This window comes from Pseudochrobactrum saccharolyticum (assembly GCF_008801715.1).
Classification (GTDB): Bacteria; Pseudomonadota; Alphaproteobacteria; order Rhizobiales; family Rhizobiaceae; genus Pseudochrobactrum; species Pseudochrobactrum saccharolyticum.
On record NZ_VZPG01000001.1, the window covers coordinates 823683 to 842427 of the forward strand.

Sequence of the window (18745 nt, forward strand, 5' to 3'; positions counted from 1 at the left end):
TTTGGACTTTATTTTATGATCGGTTTTGCCATATCTTGTTATTCAGGAGCAGGAGGAAACCATGATCGGTCGTGGCTTTGTTGATGACGCACTGACAGTCTTGCAACACTATGCACCTGCAAAAATACCGGATGTGCTGGCAGGTGCTGGTATTGATGCCAAGGCCTTACAGCAACCGGATTTCAAACTGGATGCCGCACGCTACAGCCGCCTCTGGCTGGCGATTGCGGAGGAAATTCAGTGTGAGTTTTTCCGCTTTGGCCAGCGCCCGATGCCACCCGGAAGTTTCGCCATGTTGTGCCATGTCGCCCTTTCCAGCGACAATCTCGAACATGCCATCCGCCGATCATTACGCTTTTTCACATTGCTGATCGGTGAACCGAAGGGCGAATTGATCCTGCGCGATGGGCTGGCTGTTATTGTGCTGCGTGAGGTGAGCCCCGCACGTCCGGCCTTCGCCTACCGCACCTTTTTTCTCATTCTTTACGGCGTGCTGTGCTGGCTCGTGAAACGGCGCCTGCCTATCCACGATATTGGTTTTCGTGGTGCGCCTCCGCCGGACAGGCCGGATTATCTGGATTTTTTCAGTACCAAAGTCCGTTTTTTCCAACAAGAGACCAGCCTCAGCTTCGATCCTGCTTTGTTGTCGCTGAAAATCCACCGCAGCAAAGCAGCCCTAAGGCAGTTTCTGGCACAGGCACCGGCCAATATTCTGCTGCGTTATCGCTATGATCGCGGCAGTGCTTCTGCGATCCACAAATTGCTACGGGAAACCCCGCCTGCCAACTGGCCGGATTTTGCACAGGCAGCGCAAAGCCTGCATATATCCGAACAGACATTACGCCGCCATTTGCGGGCAGACGGCATGAGCTATAGCAGCCTCAAAGAAGAACTTCGCCGCCAATATGCGCTGAACTGGCTGCAGGAAACCGATAAGCCGGTCGGCATGATTGCGGCAGAACTCGGCTATACGGAGCCGAGTGCTTTTCACCGCGCTTTTAAAAAATGGACTGGTGCAAGCCCTGCCCGCTACAGATCATCGCAACCGGAGCCAGCCACACGAAACCGCGATTACGGATACACTGACCGATCTTGAAAATGAAGCTGTCAATGCGATCGCCATGGCGCTGAAAAACCGGCCAGAACCACGCCATAGTAATTGCAACAAACAGCCAAGACAGCGTGATATCCGAGAGAAAATGGGCTCCCATAACCAGCCTGTTCAGCGAGAAAACCAAAGCTGCAAAACCGGTAATAATCAGCAGCAGCACACGATTGGCACCGCCCAGAACCAGCGGAATAGCAAGCATTGCCATAGCACTCGCGGATTCACCCGACGGAAAAGAGCAACTGCTCTGACAACTCTTGGCAATCTGCCATGCCGGACTGAAAAACGAACTGCCGCCGAATTCCATAATTTCATTCGGACGGGCACGGCCGACAAGATATTTCAAACCATGAACAATAGCTGCCGCACCGATAGCATAGACAGACAGAATATAAAGCAGCTTATGCGGTGCAGGCAGCCAGCGCCGGTTAAACAGACCTTGCAAGATCAGACAAGCAAGCAATGCAGGCACGATGATCGCCGGCAAAGTGCGGTGCAGATCACGCAATGTCAGTAAGAAACGGTTTTCATGTAGCGGAAACTGGCCTGCACGATCTGCAAACCAGCCGGAAACCGTAATATCGATAACCGGTATAACCATGAAGATAAAGCTGACAATCACTGCCAGTCTTATCAGTATGTTAAGTCTGTAATTGCCATGACGAATGGCAGAAACATTGCCGTGCAATGAACCGGCAGAACTGCGTATCAGTGCAGGCAGATTATTATTTATACCCATAGAAATTCACGCACGAATAAATACAATAAAAACAAAACATAAATGTAAATCATGAGGTAGCTTTCTCATGGGACGACACTCCGTCCGGCAAGCATCATATGTTGGCCTGTCAGTAAAAATTCACTTTTGTAAAGATTCCGTCTGATAGCTTGCGCTCGTTTTGGATTGCGCGGAAGGAATGAAGAAGACACAAGCGCATGTAACCGCTGCTGCCACTTGGCAGGCAGGTTCTTCTTATCCTGAAATTCTGACTGAAGCCCCGTATAGTATAACACGCAACAATTCTCGCTCACATTTATTACACGGTTTGATGTGCAGCAGAATTGTCAAGATTTAACCGGAATAAGATGTGATCCGGTTTAAGACTTATCGTCAAACAATATATTCAATATTATTTTTTAAAATTTACCTATGAAAACTGTATTATATGACAGTTGCATAAATATTACTCCGTATTACGGAATTACAAATCCAGATATTCTGAATTTATGCCACTGTCCCGTCCGGCTTATTTTCCGCCAGTTTGCGCGGAAAAATCATGGTCACACAAGCTCCACCCTCAGCCAGACTGGCCTGCTCCACTCTGCCGCCATGGGCAGTCACGATTGCACGGACAATTGACAAGCCCAGACCTGACCCGCCGGTTGCTCTTGCACGGGACGGCTCGCCACGCCAGAACACATCAATCGTATGGCCGGAAAATTCCTGATCGAAGCCGGGTCCGCGATCAATAATGCGCAGAAAGGCTTCTTCTTTATTCAGATATCCGCTTTCACAGCGCAAATATCCGCCGGATGATGCATAACGGCAGGCATTTTCCAGAACCGCCAGCATGGCCTGCCGCAGACGCTGACTATCCGCCGGAATGATGGCTCGCTTCAGATTGGTTTCCAGCACCATTCCCGCTTCGGCGAGCAGTGAGCGTGAAGCCTGCAAGACCTGCTCGGCCGCCTGTGCAATATCTGTATTACAGCGCTCGGTCACCAGTTTCTGGCTGGCTGCAAGCGATAAGGTACGCAAGTCATTGACCAGACGGGTCAAACCTTCCACCTGCATCAACAGGTCTTGAATCCGGTCATCATCCCGCGGAAAAATCTTATCGGCCATTCCCTGCAATATGCCCTGAACAATGGTCAGAGGCGTACGCAACTCGTGAGCCACAGCCATGGTGTTAAAGCGCAGACGACGCTCCATATTCTCCAGCTCTTCTGCCAGCGCATTGAAGCGCTCGATAAGCATCGCAACTTCGCTTGTGCCTTTAACCGTGTCTGGAACACGGACGGAAAAATCGCCTTCACGCAGGTTATTCACTACGCGTGTAAGCTTTTCCAAAGGGCTGCTGAATTTACGGGCAAGCCAATAACCGATGAGGCTGCAAATCAACGCAGCCCCAAGTCCGAATTTCAGCACCAGAAGATAAAGCTCAGCCTCTGCATCTTCGTATAAAGGCGTCAGTTGCTGGACAAGAGCCAGAAAATCGGCCTCTTTCGGAAGCTCCCCCCTGTCCAGCATCTCATAAGCGAGACGGGCATTATCACTGATCTGGCTCAGATATTGCTGCTCATACAGGCCTTGTACCCACATGACACCAAAGAAAATAATTGAAAAACTGAGCATCAGCATCGCTGCTGTGACCAGAGCTGAAACCGTACTCAGCGACAGGCGGGATAATTTCATCGTGGTTCTGCCAGACGGTAGCCAATACCGCGTACCGCCGGAAACAGACCGGACGGCCCGCCTGACGCTTCAATTTTGCGGCGCAGATTGGCAATATGCGTATCTATGGTACGAACCAGCGCATCACTTTGCGGCAGGCAGGCATCCAGCAGATCATTGCGCGGAAATGCATGGGTCGGACGCCGGATCATATGGGCGAGAATACGAAACTCGCTCAGCGTTAACGGCAGCAGCTGCCGCTCCTCATCCGTATCGGTGAAAGCCGCATGGGCATCAAAATCAACTAGAATATTCTCAAAGCGGATCGCTGCATTGGCCGCATTATTACGGGTGCGACGCAACACGGCATTCACCCGCGCCACAACTTCCTGCGGGTTGAACGGCTTAATCACATAATCATCCGCACCGAGGCGCAGACCTGAGAGACGATCCAGATCTTCTGCCAGCGCGCTGATCATAATTACCGGAATATTGCTTTCCCGCCTGATGCGCGCCAGAACTTCAAAACCGTCATATTTGGGCATTTTGACATCCAGCAGGATCAGATCCGGCGACAGCATGGCATGATGGCGCAATGCTATTTCGCCGTCAGAAGCACAGACTGTGCGGAACCCGTCACGGATGAGGTAAGCTTCGAGAATACCGGCAATTGCCGGTTCATCTTCAACAATCAGTATCAAGCCTTTGTCAAGCATTCCGCACCTTTTATACCGGGTTCGCACAAGGCAATATAGTTTGACAAATCAATATCAACCATCACCTGCATAGGGAAACAATTGCCAGTATAAGCTGAATGTCAAGATTTTGTGTGCGTAACGCCAAGCATCAAAAGGCGCATTCCTAATAAAGTGCCTGCATATTGCCGGTAAACATTATTTCCCGACAAATTGTCCGATTTCCGCCAGTTAAAGAGAACCTGTTCAAAAGAACAAGTTCTCTGCACATTATTACATTCAGACTGCCAGTGCGTTCTCGATAGCCTGTTTTTCATCCGCTGTCAGATCAAGCCGGTTCAGATCTGCATCCAGCAGCACCGGCACGTCACATCCCTGTGGCAGCACAGCGAGCGCGGGTGTTTCATTCTTCTTATTTCCGGCTGCAACGCTCAGATAAAACGGCTCTTCTTTCTTCTTAAAACGGCTGGCACGCTTCTTCTTTTTACCCGCTTCATTCAGGTAGCTGTAAAACACATTACGCATACCGTAATTCGACTGAATACCGGTCACGGTGACAGCAACCGGCTTAAGAGGCAGTGGTTTGTGGATTTTCTTATTCAGACCACGCGTTCTGAACATGGCCACAATCACAGCAATCGCGCCACCGATCAGCAGCACAGTGAAAACACCGAGCGTGAAAATGCGATCCCATAGCTTTTCGATGCCCAGATCCAGTGTCACCAGTGACGGATCATCACCGGAGCGAACGATTTCCACATCATAGCCGGAGCGGTTCATGTCAAAAAACATGAAGCTGACGCTCTCCTGAACAGATTGACCGGCACTGTCCTTGAAAACAATATCGGCTTTACAATCGGTCATAATCAGCTGGCGGGTTTTGCACTCGCCTTTGCGCAAGCTGGCATTCTCATCCACGACCGGATTCTGGCTGATTTTATAGTCGCGCAGAATGCCCGGCCCTTGGTACCAGAGCAGAAACGCACCAAGCGCCATACAGACAATCATCGCAAAAGAGAGAATAATACCACCGGAAAAGCCGGAATTTTTGATCTGAATTGCGCGGCGCGGAAACGCCTGTTCAAGAGCCTGCATATGAATAATATCCTGATGCCTGATACGAAATGTTTTTTCCGCTATAACGAAAACCAGACACCGAGACCACCGGAAACCGTTTCACAAAACGCAAGTCCGCGTAAACAAAATTGTGCAGATCCGGTCAAACCCGCTCAGAAAAATGCTGCCAAAGCCTTATTTGCCGGCATAAACGGCACTGATTTTCAGATTTTTCTGGAACGCAGCCAGCACAGCCAGAGGTGAGCTATCGGATTGGGACACAGAAAAGGCCGGATCAAAAACCAGCTTTATAGCGGCCTTAGATTGTGGATGCGGCAGATCAACAATCAAACGGCTGAGTGCCTTTTTGCCGTCGGCATCAATCATATTGGCTGACAATCCCGCGACAAAAGCCAGCGCCATAGAGCGATATTTTTCAATTTCCGGTTCCGGATCATCATTATAACCAATCATCCCGACGATAGTTGTCATAACATAATTTGCAAAGAAACCCTGATCGTCGAGCTCGGTCGAAATCTCACGAATTTTCATGGTTTCCAGAGACGAGCTTTGCGCCCCCAGAATATCAAAACGCGGCAATTCAGACAGCTCAACCGTCGCGGATGACAGCACTTCACCAATATACCGGCCGGAGAAACGCGCTTCATTCACGCGGAATATTTTACTGTCCTTATCCCATTGATAAGCCAGCTTCAGATCAAAACCATTCTTCTGAATTTTGCTTAAATAACGCATCGCAGGGAGACTGGACGGCCAGTATCCGACAGACTTAACAGAGATTTCAGCCCATTCCGGCCAGTATTCAGCGTCCTTTTCCAGCGGAGCACTGCGGATTTCAACGGTTTCGGCTGACCAGCTCTGATAGGTTCCGGCATCGATGGTGACATTGCTGAGTGTGCAGCCATCTGCACGATAGGTAATTTCAGCGCCGTCCAGAAGTGAAGACAAATCCGCCTCAGCAAAAATAGCCGCGCAAGGGCCTTCCGCCTTAACCTGTTCCTGCTTCTGCGGTTCTGCCGGATTTTGCTGTGCAAGCACTGTACCTGTCCATAAAACAGACAAAAGGCAGGCAGACAAAATCGGACGCAAAACAGACATAACAGGCTCCTCAAAATGCAACATCCCGCCGGTGTAACACCGGCAGGACGCAACAACAATTCTTTTCGACTGCTAAAGGTTTACTGTCCGAGACCGACAGCTTCCAGATATTTCATCGACTTTTTAATGTCATTATGGTCGCGCATTTCCAAAATCAGGCGCGGATTGCTGTCATATTGCTTGAGTGCTGCAAAGACGGCCTTCCAGTTGACTGTGCCATCACCGGTTGCCCAATGGCGGTCCGCATAGCCATCCGCATCCTGCAAATGCACATGTTGCAAACGGTTGGCTGCGGCATGAACGAAATGATCAACCGGTGCGGCACCGGTATTGCCATGCGCATAATGCGCATGACCGGTATCAATAGAAACAGCCACGGCAGATGAATTGAAGCTGTCAGCCAGTTTCAGGCGCTCAAACGGATTGATATCTTCAATATTCTCGATAACAAAAGTCACGCCCATATTTTCTGCACGGCGAATAGCCGGTGCCAGAGTAAGATGGGTGTTTTCGGTGATTTCTTCACGACCATTAAAACCGTCATCCAGATGGTTATGCGACCATGTGGTGAACGGGCTGTGGATCACGACCTGATCCGCGCCGAGGAATTCACAAACATCCAGCGCCTGATCGAGACGTTTCTGTACAACCGTACGCACATCCGGATCCGGCGTATCAATGGTGAAGCCCCAGAACGGGCCGTGAATGCCCAGACGCCCCTGATGCCCATCCAGCTGTTTCTTGATTTCTTCAGCCATCGGCTTCCAGTCGCCGATCAAAACATCAGCATTGATAAAGCTCTGGATTTCCAGATCACGCGGCTTTTCCAGATACCAGTCACGATGAACCGGCATTTCCTCAACCAGCAGGGCAGCACCAATAATCGGCAGTTCAGACATTGTCTCGTCCTCGATAATAATCAGATAGCCACACTCGTTGAAGGATGGCGCCAAAACGCAATGCACAATTCCATAATATGCATCGTCAGAGCGGTGCGGCAACTCTGCCGCCAACCGCATGGGCGCGCTCTTGCCTGTATTATATGTCAGGCATTTTACAGCCTTGTGCAAAATTGCTCAGAATTCAAAATTTCATAAATAATTCATACCGTTGCAACACAGAAACCCACCGTCAACAGAACGTCATGAAAAGATAAAATCAGATTTATACCCTTGTCATACAGAGAGCCTATTCCGCTGCCAGCCCATGCCGGCACGGTTTTCACCCCTGCTTTTAACGGCCGGACGGCATGACATTTCTGTCAACAACGGGAGACCTTTGATGGTTTCGATTAACCGGCGTAATGCACTCGGCCTGATCGGCTTCGGCGCAGCCTCTCTGACCCTGCCACGCTTTGCTATTGCGCAGAGCAATGACCGTCCTTCCATCACCATTGCGGTGCAGAAAGTATCCAACTCCAATACGCTTGATGTATTGCGCGAACAGTCCAATGTGGGCGAACGCGTTTTCTTCTCGCAATTGTGGGAAGCGCTGATCGGTCTTGATTATATGAATAATCTCGTTCGTGCACCGGCACTAGCGACCGAGTGGAAACGTATTGATGATCAGACTGTTGAACTGAAACTGCGCCAAGGCGTGAAATTCCACAACGGCGATGAAATGACCGCTGAAGACGTGGCTTTCACTTTCAGCACAGATCGTATGTTCGGTGACACCAAGCCGAATACCGGCGAGACTTTGCGCGTTCTGGAAATGAACCCCACCAACCGCGAGAGCAAAGAACTGCCACCGGAAGTGCCTGCCACAGCGCGCCGCAATTTCCCGTCGCTGCTCGGTGTTGAGATCATCGACAAATACACAGTGCGCTTCAAAAACGGTACGCCGGATATCACGCTGGAAGGCCGCATTTCCCGTTACGGCAGCCAGATTATGAACCGCCGCGCTTTTGAAGAAGCCAGCAGCTATCTGGACTGGGCACGTAAGCCTGTAACCACCGGCCCTTATAAGATTGTTGAATTCAAGCCGGATAATTATCTGCAGCTTGAAGCCCATGATGACTATTGGGGCGGTCGCCCGCCGCTGAAAAGCATCCGCTTTGTGGAAGTGCCGGAAGTGGCCTCCCGCGTCAACGGCCTGCTCTCCGGTGAATATGATTTCGCCTGCGATATCCCGCCGGATCAGATCGAAACCATCGAGAAAAACCCGGAATTCGAAGTGCTCGGCGGCGCGGTGCTCAACCATCGCCTGACCGTGTTCGACAAGAACCATCCGCAGCTTGTCAATCCGCTGATCCGCCGCGCATTCACCCATGCGATTGACCGTCAGGCTATTGTGGACAGCCTCTGGGCAGGCCGCACAGAAATTCCGGCCGGTCTGCAATGGTCGTATTATGATGACATGTTCATCAAGGACTGGACTGTGCCGGAATATAATCCGGACCTCGCCCGTCAGCTGCTCAAAGAAGCCGGTTATAAAGGCGATCCGATCCCTTATCGTCTGCTCAACAATTACTACACCAACCAGACCGCAACCGGTCAGATTTTGGTGGAGATGTGGCAGCAGGCCGGTCTCAATGTTGAGATCGAGATGAAAGAAAACTGGCAGCAGGTGCTGGAACAGACCCCGACACGCGCAGTGCGTGACTGGTCAAACTCTGCTCCGTTCAATGATCCTGTTTCCTCCATTGTCAGCCAGCACGGCCCGAACGGCCAGCAGCAACAGGTCGGCGAATGGACCAATAAGGAAATGAACGAATTGTCCGGTTTCCTTGAAACCAGCATGGATCAGGGCAAGCGTCGTGAAGCCTTCAAGCGGATGCTGGAAATCTGCGAACGTGAAGATCCGGCCTATACGCTGCTGCATCAGAACGCGACTTTCACCGCCAAACGCAAATCCGTGAAGTGGAAAGCCGCACCGGCCTTCGCCATGGAATTCCGTAGCAATAACTGGGGTTGAGCCCTGTGAGCCATGCGGGTGTCACCATCCGCATGGCTTTTTTGTTTCATTCTCTGCTTGGCATCTGATGCCGATATTTATGACAGGAGCGCATCGATGGCTTTGGTCGAGATCGCCGATCTGAAAGTGGCTTTTGACGGCGTGCAGGTTTTGCACGGTATCAATCTGAAAATCGAAAAAGGCGAAGCCGTCGGGCTGGTCGGGGAATCCGGTTGCGGTAAATCCGTAACATGGCTGGCAGCACTCGGGCTATTGCCAAAGAAAGCCACTGTCTCCGGTTCTGTCATCATTGACGGTGCTAATCTGGTCGGTGCACCACGGCGCAAGCTGGAATCCGTGCGCGGTGCCCGCATTGCCATGATCTTTCAGGATCCGTCCTCTTCGCTCAATCCGGTGATCCGTGTCGGCAAGCAGATCGAAGAAGCGGTGAGATTGCATCGCGGCATTTCCGGCGCGGCTGCGCGCAAAGAAGCGCTGCGCCTGCTGGAACTGGTCGGCATTCCCGATGCTGCCCGCCGCCTTGATAATTTTCCGCATGAGTTTTCCGGCGGCCAAAACCAGCGCCTGATGATCGCCATGGCGCTTGCCGGTGAACCGGATTTGCTGATTGCCGATGAGCCAACCACGGCACTGGACGCCACTATTCAGGCACAAGTGCTCGACCTGCTCGCCCGTATCCGTCAGGAAACCGGCATGGCGATTGTGTTTATCAGCCATGATCTGGGTGCTGTTTCGCAAATCTGCGAGCGCGTCTGCGTGATGTATGCCGGTCGTATGATCGAGAAAAGCTCGACCGAGGCGCTATTTGCCCAGCCGCGCCATCCCTATACACGCGGGCTTTTTGATGCGATCCCGCGTATTGATGGTGGCCGAGAGCGTCTCATCCCGATTGAGGGCACAGTGCCGGAACCGGGCAAATTGCCGAAAGGCTGTGCTTTTTCCCCGCGCTGCAACCGTGCGGAAAATCGTTGCAAAAGCGATCTGCCGCCTTTGACCGGCAATCAGGATGATCGTTATGTCGCCTGTTTCCGTCCTGTCGAAATACGCGACACGGTTATTCCTGCCGCACCGGCCGTACCGGCTGCATTCATTGCCCCTGCGTCCGCAACACAGCAACAGGTGCTGTCATGAACAAACCGCTGCTCGAAGCCAAAAACCTAAGCAAAATCTACACCTCAAAGCGCGGATTGTTTGCCAAGCCGACAGAGGTCAAAGCCGTTGATGCGGTGAGCCTGTCTATACAAAAAGGCAAAACGCTGGGTATTGTCGGCGAAAGCGGTTCCGGCAAATCCACCACCGGCCGACTGCTGCTCGGTTTGGAGCGTCCGAGTACCGGTGAAGTTCGTTTTGACGGTGAGGTTCTGCCGCCTGCCCGCACCAATGAATGGCGGGCTTTGCGCAAACGTATGCAGCTTGTCTATCAGGACCCGCTTGCCGCTCTCGACCGCCGCCTGACTATTGCCACACAGATTGAAGAACCGCTGCTGATCCACGGTATTGGCAACAAAGAAAGCCGTGCAGCACGGGTGAAAGAGCTGATGCAGTCCGTTGGCCTGATGCCGCACCATGCAGCGCGCTTTCCCCACGAGCTTTCCGGTGGGCAGCGCCAGCGTGTGGTGATTGCCCGTGCCATTGCCTGCAATCCTGAACTGCTGGTCTGTGACGAAGCCGTCTCTGCACTGGATGTCTCCATTCAGGCGCAGGTGGTCAATCTGCTGCGCGATCTGCAGGAGAAAAACGGTATTGCCATGGTGTTTATCAGCCATGATCTGAAAGTGGTGCGCAATATCAGTGACCGCGTGGCCGTGATGTATCTGGGACGGATCGTTGAAGAAGCACCATCTGACGTAATTTTTCAGGCACCCCAGCATCCTTATACACAGGCACTGGTTTCCAGTATTCCGGTGCCCGGCACGCTCCTGAGCAATCGTATTATCCTGCAGGGTGAGCCGCCAAATCCGGCAGCAAGACCAAGCGGTTGTGCTTTTCATCCGCGTTGTCGTTTCGCATCTGAGCGTTGCCGCACCGATGTGCCGGAAACCTTGCATACCGGCAAAGAGCATAGTGTTGCCTGTCATTTGTATGACAGTGCATCACAGCCAATAACATTAGCCGGATAACAGGACAGACTGATGATTTCCTTTTTCCTCACCCGTCTGTTGCGGGCTTTTATTACAGTCATGCTGGTTGTGACCTTTGCCTTTATCGTGCTGCGCATGTCCGGTGATCCGGCACAGATCATTCTCGGCCCCGATGCACCGCCGCAGGCGATTGAAGCCTTCCGCAAAGCATGGGGGCTGGATCAGCCGATCCTCGTGCAATATTTCAGCTATTTCGGGGCGATTTTTCAGGGCGATTTCGGTGTCTCCATGCGCGACGGCCAGAAAGCGATTGATCTGGTTGCCGAGCGTATTCCGGCCACGCTGATGCTGACCATTCCGACCTTGCTGCTCAATCTGGCCATCGGTATTCCTGCCGGTGTTTATGCGGCACTCCATCGCGACAGCATTATCGACCGGCTGGTGATGATGACCGCCATTATCGGCTTTACCCTGCCGAATTTCGTGCTCGGTCTGGTGCTGGTGCTGATCTTCTCCGTGACACTGAAATGGCTGCCATCGGGCGGTAGTGATACATGGATACATGCCATTCTGCCGGTGCTCACCATGAGCATTGCCGGTGCCGCCATTCTCGCCCGTTTTGCCCGCAGTGCGATGATAGAAATTCTCGGCCAACCTTATATCCGCAACGCGAGTGCCAAAGGTGTGCGCTGGGGCGATGTCATCCGCAATCACGCATTGCCCAATGCAGCGATACCGATTGTGACACTGGTCGGCTTCATGGTCGGCTCACTCGTTGCTGGCGCAGTGGTGATTGAATCCCTGTTCTCATGGCCGGGTGTCGGGCGCCTGTTGGTGGTTGCCGTTTCCAATCGTGATCTCGCGGTAGTGCAGTGCATCCTGCTGCTGATTGCCTCCACCATGGTGCTGTCAAACTTCGTTGTTGACCTGCTCTATGGTTTTCTCGATCCGCGCCTGCGCGATAATCAGGCCAAAGCGTAAAGGAACCGGCTGATGTCTGAACTCTCAATCAGTGACAGTACCGCCGTTCCCGTGGTCAATGTCCATCAACGCAAAAAGAAACGCATCCCGCTGCTGGTGATACTGTCGCTGATCTGGTTTGCCGCGATGATTATCATCGCTATCACCGCTGACTGGATCCGCCCTTACAGCATTACCGCGATGGATCTTAAAAGCCGCCTTGTGATGCCAGGCCACCCGCAACACTGGCTCGGTACGGATGAGGTCGGGCGCGATGTATTATCCCGCCTGATTGAATCCATCCGTGTCTCCTTGCTGATCGCTTTTGGTGCCACGATTATTTCCACCCTGCTCGGCACCACCGTCGGTTTCTTCGCCGCAAATTTCCGCAAGACCGTGGAACAAGTGGTGCTGACACTGGCAGATTTTCAGGCGGCATTACCGTTCCTGATCCTCGCTCTGTCCGTGCTGGCGTTTTTCGGTAATTCCATGGTGCTGCTTGTTTGCCTGATGGGGCTTTACGGCTGGGAGCGCTATGCGCGTATCGCCCGCGGTCTGGCGATTTCCGCGAGCTCACAAGGCTATGCCGCCGCAGTGACACAGCTTGGCGCTAAACAATCATGGGTCTATCTGCGCCATATTCTGCCGAATATTGCCTCGACCCTGATCGTCTCCATGACCCTGACTTTCCCCGAAATCATTCTGCTGGAAAGCAGCCTGTCTTTCTTAGGTCTCGGCGTGCAGCCACCAAAATCCAGCCTCGGCAATATGGTCGGCTACGGCCGTGAATATCTGACCACCGCGCCATGGATCATGCTGGCACCGGCCTTTGTGATCATGTTCACCACACTATCAATTTCCATTCTTGGTGACTGGCTGCGCGACAAGCTCGATCCGACTATTCGATAACAGAAAGACCAACCATGACACGTATTATCGGCCATCGCGGCGCGCGCAATCTCTGGCCCGAAAACTCCCTTTCCGGTTTTCGCAAAACCGCTGATCTCAATATTGCCGGTGTGGAATTTGATCTGCATCTGACCAATGCCGGTGAAGTGGTTGTGCTGCACGACCCGACTTTGGAGCGCACCACCCATGGCGTCGGCGATGTGGCAGAACTCTCCAAACAGGCACGTAAGAACACGATTTTGCGTGAAAGTATGGATGAGCATGTTCCATTGTTTGAAGAGGTTCTGGAAATCTTCAAACCAACCGGCATGGAATTACATGTGGAACTGAAGAACTGCGTCAATGGTGATCTCTATGACGGTCTGACTGATGCGGCTGTGCAGATTATCCGCGCACAGGGCATGGAAGACCAATGCATTCTCACCGGCTTTACCCGTCAGGTATTAGAGCAAGTAAAAGATATTGCGCCGGAAATGCGCCGCCTCGCCTCGCTCAATGCTTTCAGCGCCACTATTCTCGGCGGATTACAGGAAGCGCTCGACTATTTCGACAGTCATGCCGATATTCTGGCTGTTGAGAAAGCCCTGCTTGCCCATAGCTGGGACGCAATCACAGACCGCATTGCACCGGAGCGTTTGGGCGTGTGGGTACCGAATACTGAGCCGGAGCTGGAATTCTGGAAGAACACACCGATCCGTCAGATCACCACAGACCGGCCTGATCTTGCATAATTGATGTTCTGTATCCCGTTTATCTTTTCGATAAACGGGATTATTATATACAATATTGTCGACAATTTATCTTTTTTGATGGTAATCCCGTTATCCCTCTTGCAGAAACACCGAAAACCGGCCTGACTGCGCACTGAGGGTAAAAATAACGGGAGAGATTATGACTGAGCGCACTTATTACGCCCCCAAGGGCGGCGCACCGATGCAGACGCAATTGCTAAGCGACCGTGCCGTATTCACCGAAGCCTATGCGGTTATCCCAAAAGGCGTGATGATGGATATTGTTACATCCTGCCTGCCATTCTGGGATAAAACCCGCGTCTGGATACTCTCCCGTCCGCTCTCCGGTTTTGCCGAGAGCTTTGCGCAATATATTGTGGAACTGGAACCGCAGGGCGGCAGTGACAAGCCTGAACCTGATCCGGATGCCGAAGCCGGTATTTTCGTGGTTGAGGGCAATATTGTCATTACGCTTGACGGCAAAGACCATGCCATGCGCGCAGGCAGCTATGCGTTTCTGCCGCCGAAAAGCCTCTGGACTGTGCGCAACAAAAGCGATGCACCTGCCCGCTTCCACTGGATCAGAAAGAGCTTTGAATATGTGAACGGTCTGGATGTGCCGGAAGCCTTTTTCAAGCATGAATCCGAAGTAGAGCCGGTTGCCATGCCGGACACGGACGGCAAATGGGCGACCACCCGTTTTGTTGACCCGTCTGATTTGCGACATGACATGCATGTCAATATCGTCACGTTTGAACCGGGCGCCATTATTCCGTTTGCCGAGACCCATGTGATGGAACACGGCCTCTATGTGCTGGAAGGCAAGGCGGTCTACCGTCTCAATCAGGACTGGGTGGAGGTGGAAGCCGGTGACTATATGTGGCTGCGCGCTTTCTGCCCGCAGGCTTGTTATGCCGGCGGCCCCGGAAAGTTCCGCTATCTGCTCTATAAGGACGTGAATCGTCACGTAAAGCTGAAGCTTTGACGCCGGATCAGCAATAATATTTTTTATAACAGCCGCCGGTTTTACACAGACCGAGCGGCTGTATCTTTTTGAAAAACCAAAATTAAATCCGGAAAATTGCGCATTTCCACACTGATTTAAAAAATCATGCATTCGCTGTGAATATAAGCTAAAACCAATTTATCAGATCATAATTATCATAAAAACGACATATTCACCTCACCCGAAGGTGCAGCGGAGCGCGTCATACCGATGAATACAATTATTAGCTTTATAAACATGATCCTCTGGGATTATGTGCTGATTTACGGATTGCTCGCTGTCGGGATTTATTTCTCGGTCCGGTTGGGCTTCCTTCAGATCTTCCATTTTCCTGAGTTTTTCCGCTCGGTCATGCGTGCGCCAAAGCGCGATGACAGCGGGATTACCCCGTTTCAGGCACTGTGTACCAGCCTCGCCTCACGCGTCGGCACCGGCAATATTGCCGGTGTGGCAGTCGCGCTTTATCTCGGCGGCGCCGGTGCAATTTTCTGGATGTGGATCGTCGCTTTTGTCGGCATGGCCACAGCCTATTCCGAAAGCACGCTGGCACAGCTTTATAAAACCCGCGATAATGACGGCCAGTTTCGCGGCGGTCCTGCCTTCTATATTTCCAAAGGTCTGAAAGCCCCGTGGGCAGCGGCGATTTTTTCTGTCTGTCTGATTATCGCATTCGGCCTTGTTTTTAACGCTGTGCAGGCCAATGCCATTGCCGATGCGATGAACGGTTCTTTCGGTTTCTCTAAAGTTCTGGTCGGCCTCGTCATTGCGGCTTTGGCCGGTATTGTCATTTTCGGCGGTATCCGTCAGATCGCCCGCGTGGCCGAACTGGTTGTGCCATTTATGGCGGCAATTTATCTGGGCGTTGCCGTTTATGTGCTGCTTGCCAATATTACTGAAGTTCCTGCGCTGTTTGCCCTGATTGTTAAAAGCGCTTTCGGCATTGAAGCAGCGGCAGGCGGCATCACCGGCGCTCTGATGAATGGTGTGAAACGTGGGCTGTTCTCCAATGAAGCCGGTATGGGTTCTGCGCCGAATATTGCCGCTTCCGCCACACCAAATCCGCACCATCCTTCCTCGCAGGGTTTTGTGCAGGCACTGGGCGTTTTCATTGATACAATTCTGATCTGCTCGGCAACCGCGATTATGATCCTGTTGTCGCATAAGCTGGTTCCGGGTTCCGGCCTGACCGGCACGCTGCTGACACAGGAAGCCATGACCGCACATATCGGCTGGTTTGGCAGCTATTTCATCAGTATTGCGATCTTCTTCTTCGCCTTCACCTCGATCATCGGTAATTACGCTTATGCGGAAAATGCCATGATTTATCTGGGTGCGGGCAGACATCTCTGGCTCACATTGTTGCGTTGTTCCACATTGCTGATGGTGGTCTGGGGTGCCTATGAAAGCATTCTTACAGTGTTCAATGCTGCCGATGCTGCCATGGGTCTGATGGCAACCATCAACCTGATCGCCATTGCGCTGCTCTCCGGTACTGTTGTCAAAGTGACCAAGGATTATTTCGATCAGCAGAAGCTTGGCACACCGCATTTCACGCTCAAGGATTATCCGGAGCTGAAGGGCAAAGTGGACGGCGAAATCTGGAAATAACCACCAAACTAAAACAGGCCGCTTCAGAAATGAAGCGGCCTGTTTTGTATCAATATAACTATATTAAGCAGCCTGTTCTTTTTCAGCACGTTTCTTGGCAAACAATCCGAGACGTTGCTGCAATTTCTCCGCACCGGAAGCGAAATGCGCCGCATGTTTGAAGACAGGCACCTGTGCTTCAAAATGGCAGGCGACCTGCTGGCCGGTTCCTAAATCCTTCAATTCAGGCACCTGCTGTTTGCACAAATCCTGCGCCAGCGGACAACGGGTATGGAAACGGCAACCGGACGGCGGATTGAGCGGGCTCGGCACATCGCCGCCCAGCACATTCCACGAACCGCGCGAGGCCGGATCAGGCTGTGGCGCAGCAGACAACAAAGCCTGCGTATAGGGATGGCGCGGATTGTTATAAAGCTGATGCTTGTCAGCAATCTCCACCACCTGCCCCAGATACATCACCGCCACACGGTCAGCCATATGTTTGACCACCGGTAGCCCGTGCGAAATGAACAGGTAGGACAGTCCCATCTCTTTCTGCAAATCTTTGAGCAGATTGACGACCTGCGCCTGAATGGACACGTCGAGCGCTGACACAGGCTCGTCACAGACAATCAGTTTCGGCGACAGGGAAAGCGCACGGGCAATACCGATACGCTGGCGCTGCCCGCCGGAAAACTCATGCGGATAGCGCGCGGCATGGTAAGGTGCCAGATCAACACGGCGCAGCAGTTCAATCACCCGCTCACGGCGTGAAGCATCCGTGCCGACACCATGCACCAGCATCGGCTCGGCAATCAGTTCACCCACAGTCATACGCGGATTGAGACTGGCATAGGGGTCCTGAAACACCACCTGCATTTTGCGGCGCAGATCACGCAGCTTGGTGCCGCTGGCATTGGTGACATCTTCACCCTCAAACAGTACCCGACCGGCAGTCGGCTCCAGCAGACGCAGCGCCAGACGCGCAGTGGTGGATTTTCCGCACCCGCTTTCGCCCACAATGGCCAGTGTCTCCCCGGGCATCAGCTTGAAAGAGACTTCGTCCACGGCGCGAACTGTGCCGACCACTTTTTGCCGGATCAGGCCTTTTTTGACAGGGAAATGTTTGGAAATGCCCTGCAGCTCCAGAAGTGGTTGTGTCATACGAAATCCTCCACCGGAGCTTTATGGCAGGCAACAAGATGATTGGCTTGGAGTTCATGCAGAGCAGGCAGAGTTGCTGTGCATTCCTCATCAGAAAACGGGCAGCGCGGATTAAACCGGCAGCCGGATGGCAGGCGAAACGGCGGCGGCACGACACCGCTGATTGCCACCAGCCGGTCAACATCCTCATCCATTCGCGGCATAGAGCCCATCAGACCAATAGTATAGGGGTGCTGCGGGTCTTTAAAAATCGCATTGACGGAAGCGCGTTCTGCCACCTTACCGGCATACATCACCGCCACATCATCGGCGACCTGCGCAACCACACCCAGATCATGGGTGATGAGGATGATGGCCATATTGGTTTCCTGCTGCAACTCGCGCAGCAAATTGAGAATCTGCGCCTGAATGGTCACATCCAATGCCGTTGTCGGCTCATCGGCAATCAGCAGCACCGGCTTGCAGACCAGCGCCATAGCAATCATCACACGCTGGCGCATACCACCGGAGAGCTGGTGCGGATATTCATCAAAACGGCGTTCCGGTGCAGGAATGCGCACTTTACGCAGCGCTTCAATCGCTTCCTCACGCATTTCCTTGTAAGGTTTTTTATGATGCGCCTGTAAGGCCTCAACCAGCTGATAGCCGATTGTATGCACCGGATTGAGCGAAGTCATCGGCTCCTGAAAGATCATCGCTATGCGGTTGCCGCGCAGCCTGCGCATCTCATCAGCCGACAGTTTCAGAAGATCCTGTCCTTCAAAAATCACTTCACCGCCGGCATTCTTGCCCGGTGGCGGCACCAGCCCCATAACAGACAGCGACAGCATGGATTTACCGCAGCCGCTCTCCCCCACAATACCCAGTGTCTTGCCGCGCTCGACTTTCAGCGAAATACCGTCCACCGCACGGATAACACCGTTCGGGGTTTTAAACTCCGTGACGAGATTGCGGATTTCGAGTACCGGTTCTGTCATATAGAAATCTCCAAGCCGGTCATATTTCCATATGACCGGAA

17 protein-coding genes are annotated in these 18745 nt (G+C 52.5%); 9 read left to right on the forward strand and 8 right to left on the reverse strand.

The annotated features are described in order from the left end of the window. The first annotated feature begins 25 nt into the window (after positions 1-25). The gene (locus F7P81_RS03730) at positions 26-1096 is read left to right on the forward strand and encodes an AraC family transcriptional regulator (protein WP_151158611.1); all 1071 of its coding nucleotides are present in this window, start codon (positions 26-28) and stop codon (positions 1094-1096) included. On the opposite strand, the gene F7P81_RS03735 is transcribed toward F7P81_RS03730, so the two are convergent. From F7P81_RS03735 to F7P81_RS03760, 6 genes are all read right to left on the reverse strand, one after another. After that, the gene (locus tag F7P81_RS03735) at positions 999-1847 is read right to left on the reverse strand and encodes a phosphatase PAP2 family protein (protein WP_151158612.1); all 849 of its coding nucleotides are present in this window, start codon (positions 1845-1847) and stop codon (positions 999-1001) included. The two genes, F7P81_RS03730 and F7P81_RS03735, sit on opposite strands and share 98 nt — an antisense overlap. Before the next feature lie 486 nt (positions 1848-2333). Then, positions 2334-3524 carry an ATP-binding protein gene (locus F7P81_RS03740; RefSeq protein WP_151158613.1) on the reverse strand — a complete coding sequence of 397 codons (1191 nt, stop codon included), beginning with the start codon at positions 3522-3524 and terminating at the stop codon, positions 2334-2336. Then, the gene (locus tag F7P81_RS03745; protein ID WP_022710844.1) at positions 3521-4219 is read right to left on the reverse strand and encodes a response regulator transcription factor; all 699 of its coding nucleotides are present in this window, start codon (positions 4217-4219) and stop codon (positions 3521-3523) included. Before F7P81_RS03745 ends, F7P81_RS03740 begins: the two co-directional genes overlap by 4 nt. 258 nt (positions 4220-4477) lie before the next feature. Then, positions 4478-5293 carry a hypothetical protein gene (locus F7P81_RS03750; protein WP_151158614.1) on the reverse strand — a complete coding sequence of 272 codons (816 nt, stop codon included), beginning with the start codon at positions 5291-5293 and terminating at the stop codon, positions 4478-4480. A 156-nt stretch (positions 5294-5449) separates the two neighbouring features. Continuing rightward, positions 5450-6373 (reverse strand): hypothetical protein, encoded by a 924-nt coding sequence (locus F7P81_RS03755; RefSeq protein ID WP_151158615.1) that lies wholly within the window; start codon positions 6371-6373, stop codon positions 5450-5452. Between the two features lie 80 nt (positions 6374-6453). Beyond that, positions 6454-7272, reverse strand: coding sequence for a sugar phosphate isomerase/epimerase family protein (locus F7P81_RS03760; protein ID WP_151158967.1), 819 nt, complete (start codon positions 7270-7272; stop codon positions 6454-6456). 382 nt (positions 7273-7654) lie between these two features. Here F7P81_RS03760 and F7P81_RS03765 point away from each other — a divergent pair, with 382 nt between their 5' ends. The 8 genes from F7P81_RS03765 (at position 7655) to F7P81_RS03800 (ending at position 16584) form a co-directional block, all read left to right on the forward strand. Further along, complete coding sequence (locus F7P81_RS03765; protein ID WP_151158616.1) at positions 7655-9289, forward strand: ABC transporter substrate-binding protein; 1635 nt, start codon at positions 7655-7657, stop codon at positions 9287-9289. A gap of 96 nt (positions 9290-9385) precedes the next feature. Further along, positions 9386-10420, forward strand: coding sequence for an ABC transporter ATP-binding protein (locus F7P81_RS03770; RefSeq protein ID WP_151158617.1), 1035 nt, complete (start codon positions 9386-9388; stop codon positions 10418-10420). Next, on the forward strand, positions 10417-11409 hold the full coding sequence (locus F7P81_RS03775; RefSeq protein WP_151158618.1) for an ABC transporter ATP-binding protein: 993 nt from the start codon (positions 10417-10419) through the stop codon (positions 11407-11409). Before F7P81_RS03770 ends, F7P81_RS03775 begins: the two co-directional genes overlap by 4 nt. A gap of 12 nt (positions 11410-11421) precedes the next feature. Then, positions 11422-12351 (forward strand): ABC transporter permease, encoded by a 930-nt coding sequence (locus tag F7P81_RS03780; protein ID WP_151158619.1) that lies wholly within the window; start codon positions 11422-11424, stop codon positions 12349-12351. A 12-nt stretch (positions 12352-12363) separates the two neighbouring features. Next, entirely contained in the window at positions 12364-13239 is an 876-nt protein-coding gene (locus tag F7P81_RS03785) for an ABC transporter permease (protein ID WP_151158620.1), read from the forward strand. A 14-nt stretch (positions 13240-13253) separates the two neighbouring features. Further along, positions 13254-13970 (forward strand): glycerophosphodiester phosphodiesterase family protein, encoded by a 717-nt coding sequence (locus F7P81_RS03790; protein ID WP_151158621.1) that lies wholly within the window; start codon positions 13254-13256, stop codon positions 13968-13970. A 160-nt stretch (positions 13971-14130) separates the two neighbouring features. Further along, positions 14131-14955 carry a bifunctional allantoicase/(S)-ureidoglycine aminohydrolase gene (locus F7P81_RS03795; RefSeq protein ID WP_116086488.1) on the forward strand — a complete coding sequence of 275 codons (825 nt, stop codon included), beginning with the start codon at positions 14131-14133 and terminating at the stop codon, positions 14953-14955. A 231-nt stretch (positions 14956-15186) separates the two neighbouring features. Further along, the gene (locus F7P81_RS03800; RefSeq protein WP_075654178.1) at positions 15187-16584 is read left to right on the forward strand and encodes an alanine/glycine:cation symporter family protein; all 1398 of its coding nucleotides are present in this window, start codon (positions 15187-15189) and stop codon (positions 16582-16584) included. A 63-nt stretch (positions 16585-16647) separates the two neighbouring features. Here F7P81_RS03800 and F7P81_RS03805 read toward each other — a convergent pair whose 3' ends face one another. Beyond that, positions 16648-17727, reverse strand: a complete 1080-nt coding sequence (locus tag F7P81_RS03805; RefSeq protein WP_075654177.1) for an ABC transporter ATP-binding protein — start codon at positions 17725-17727, stop codon at positions 16648-16650. Then, positions 17724-18704 carry an ABC transporter ATP-binding protein gene (locus F7P81_RS03810; protein ID WP_022710263.1) on the reverse strand — a complete coding sequence of 327 codons (981 nt, stop codon included), beginning with the start codon at positions 18702-18704 and terminating at the stop codon, positions 17724-17726. The genes F7P81_RS03805 and F7P81_RS03810 overlap by 4 nt, the downstream gene beginning before the upstream one ends. Between the last annotated feature and the right edge of the window lie 41 nt (positions 18705-18745).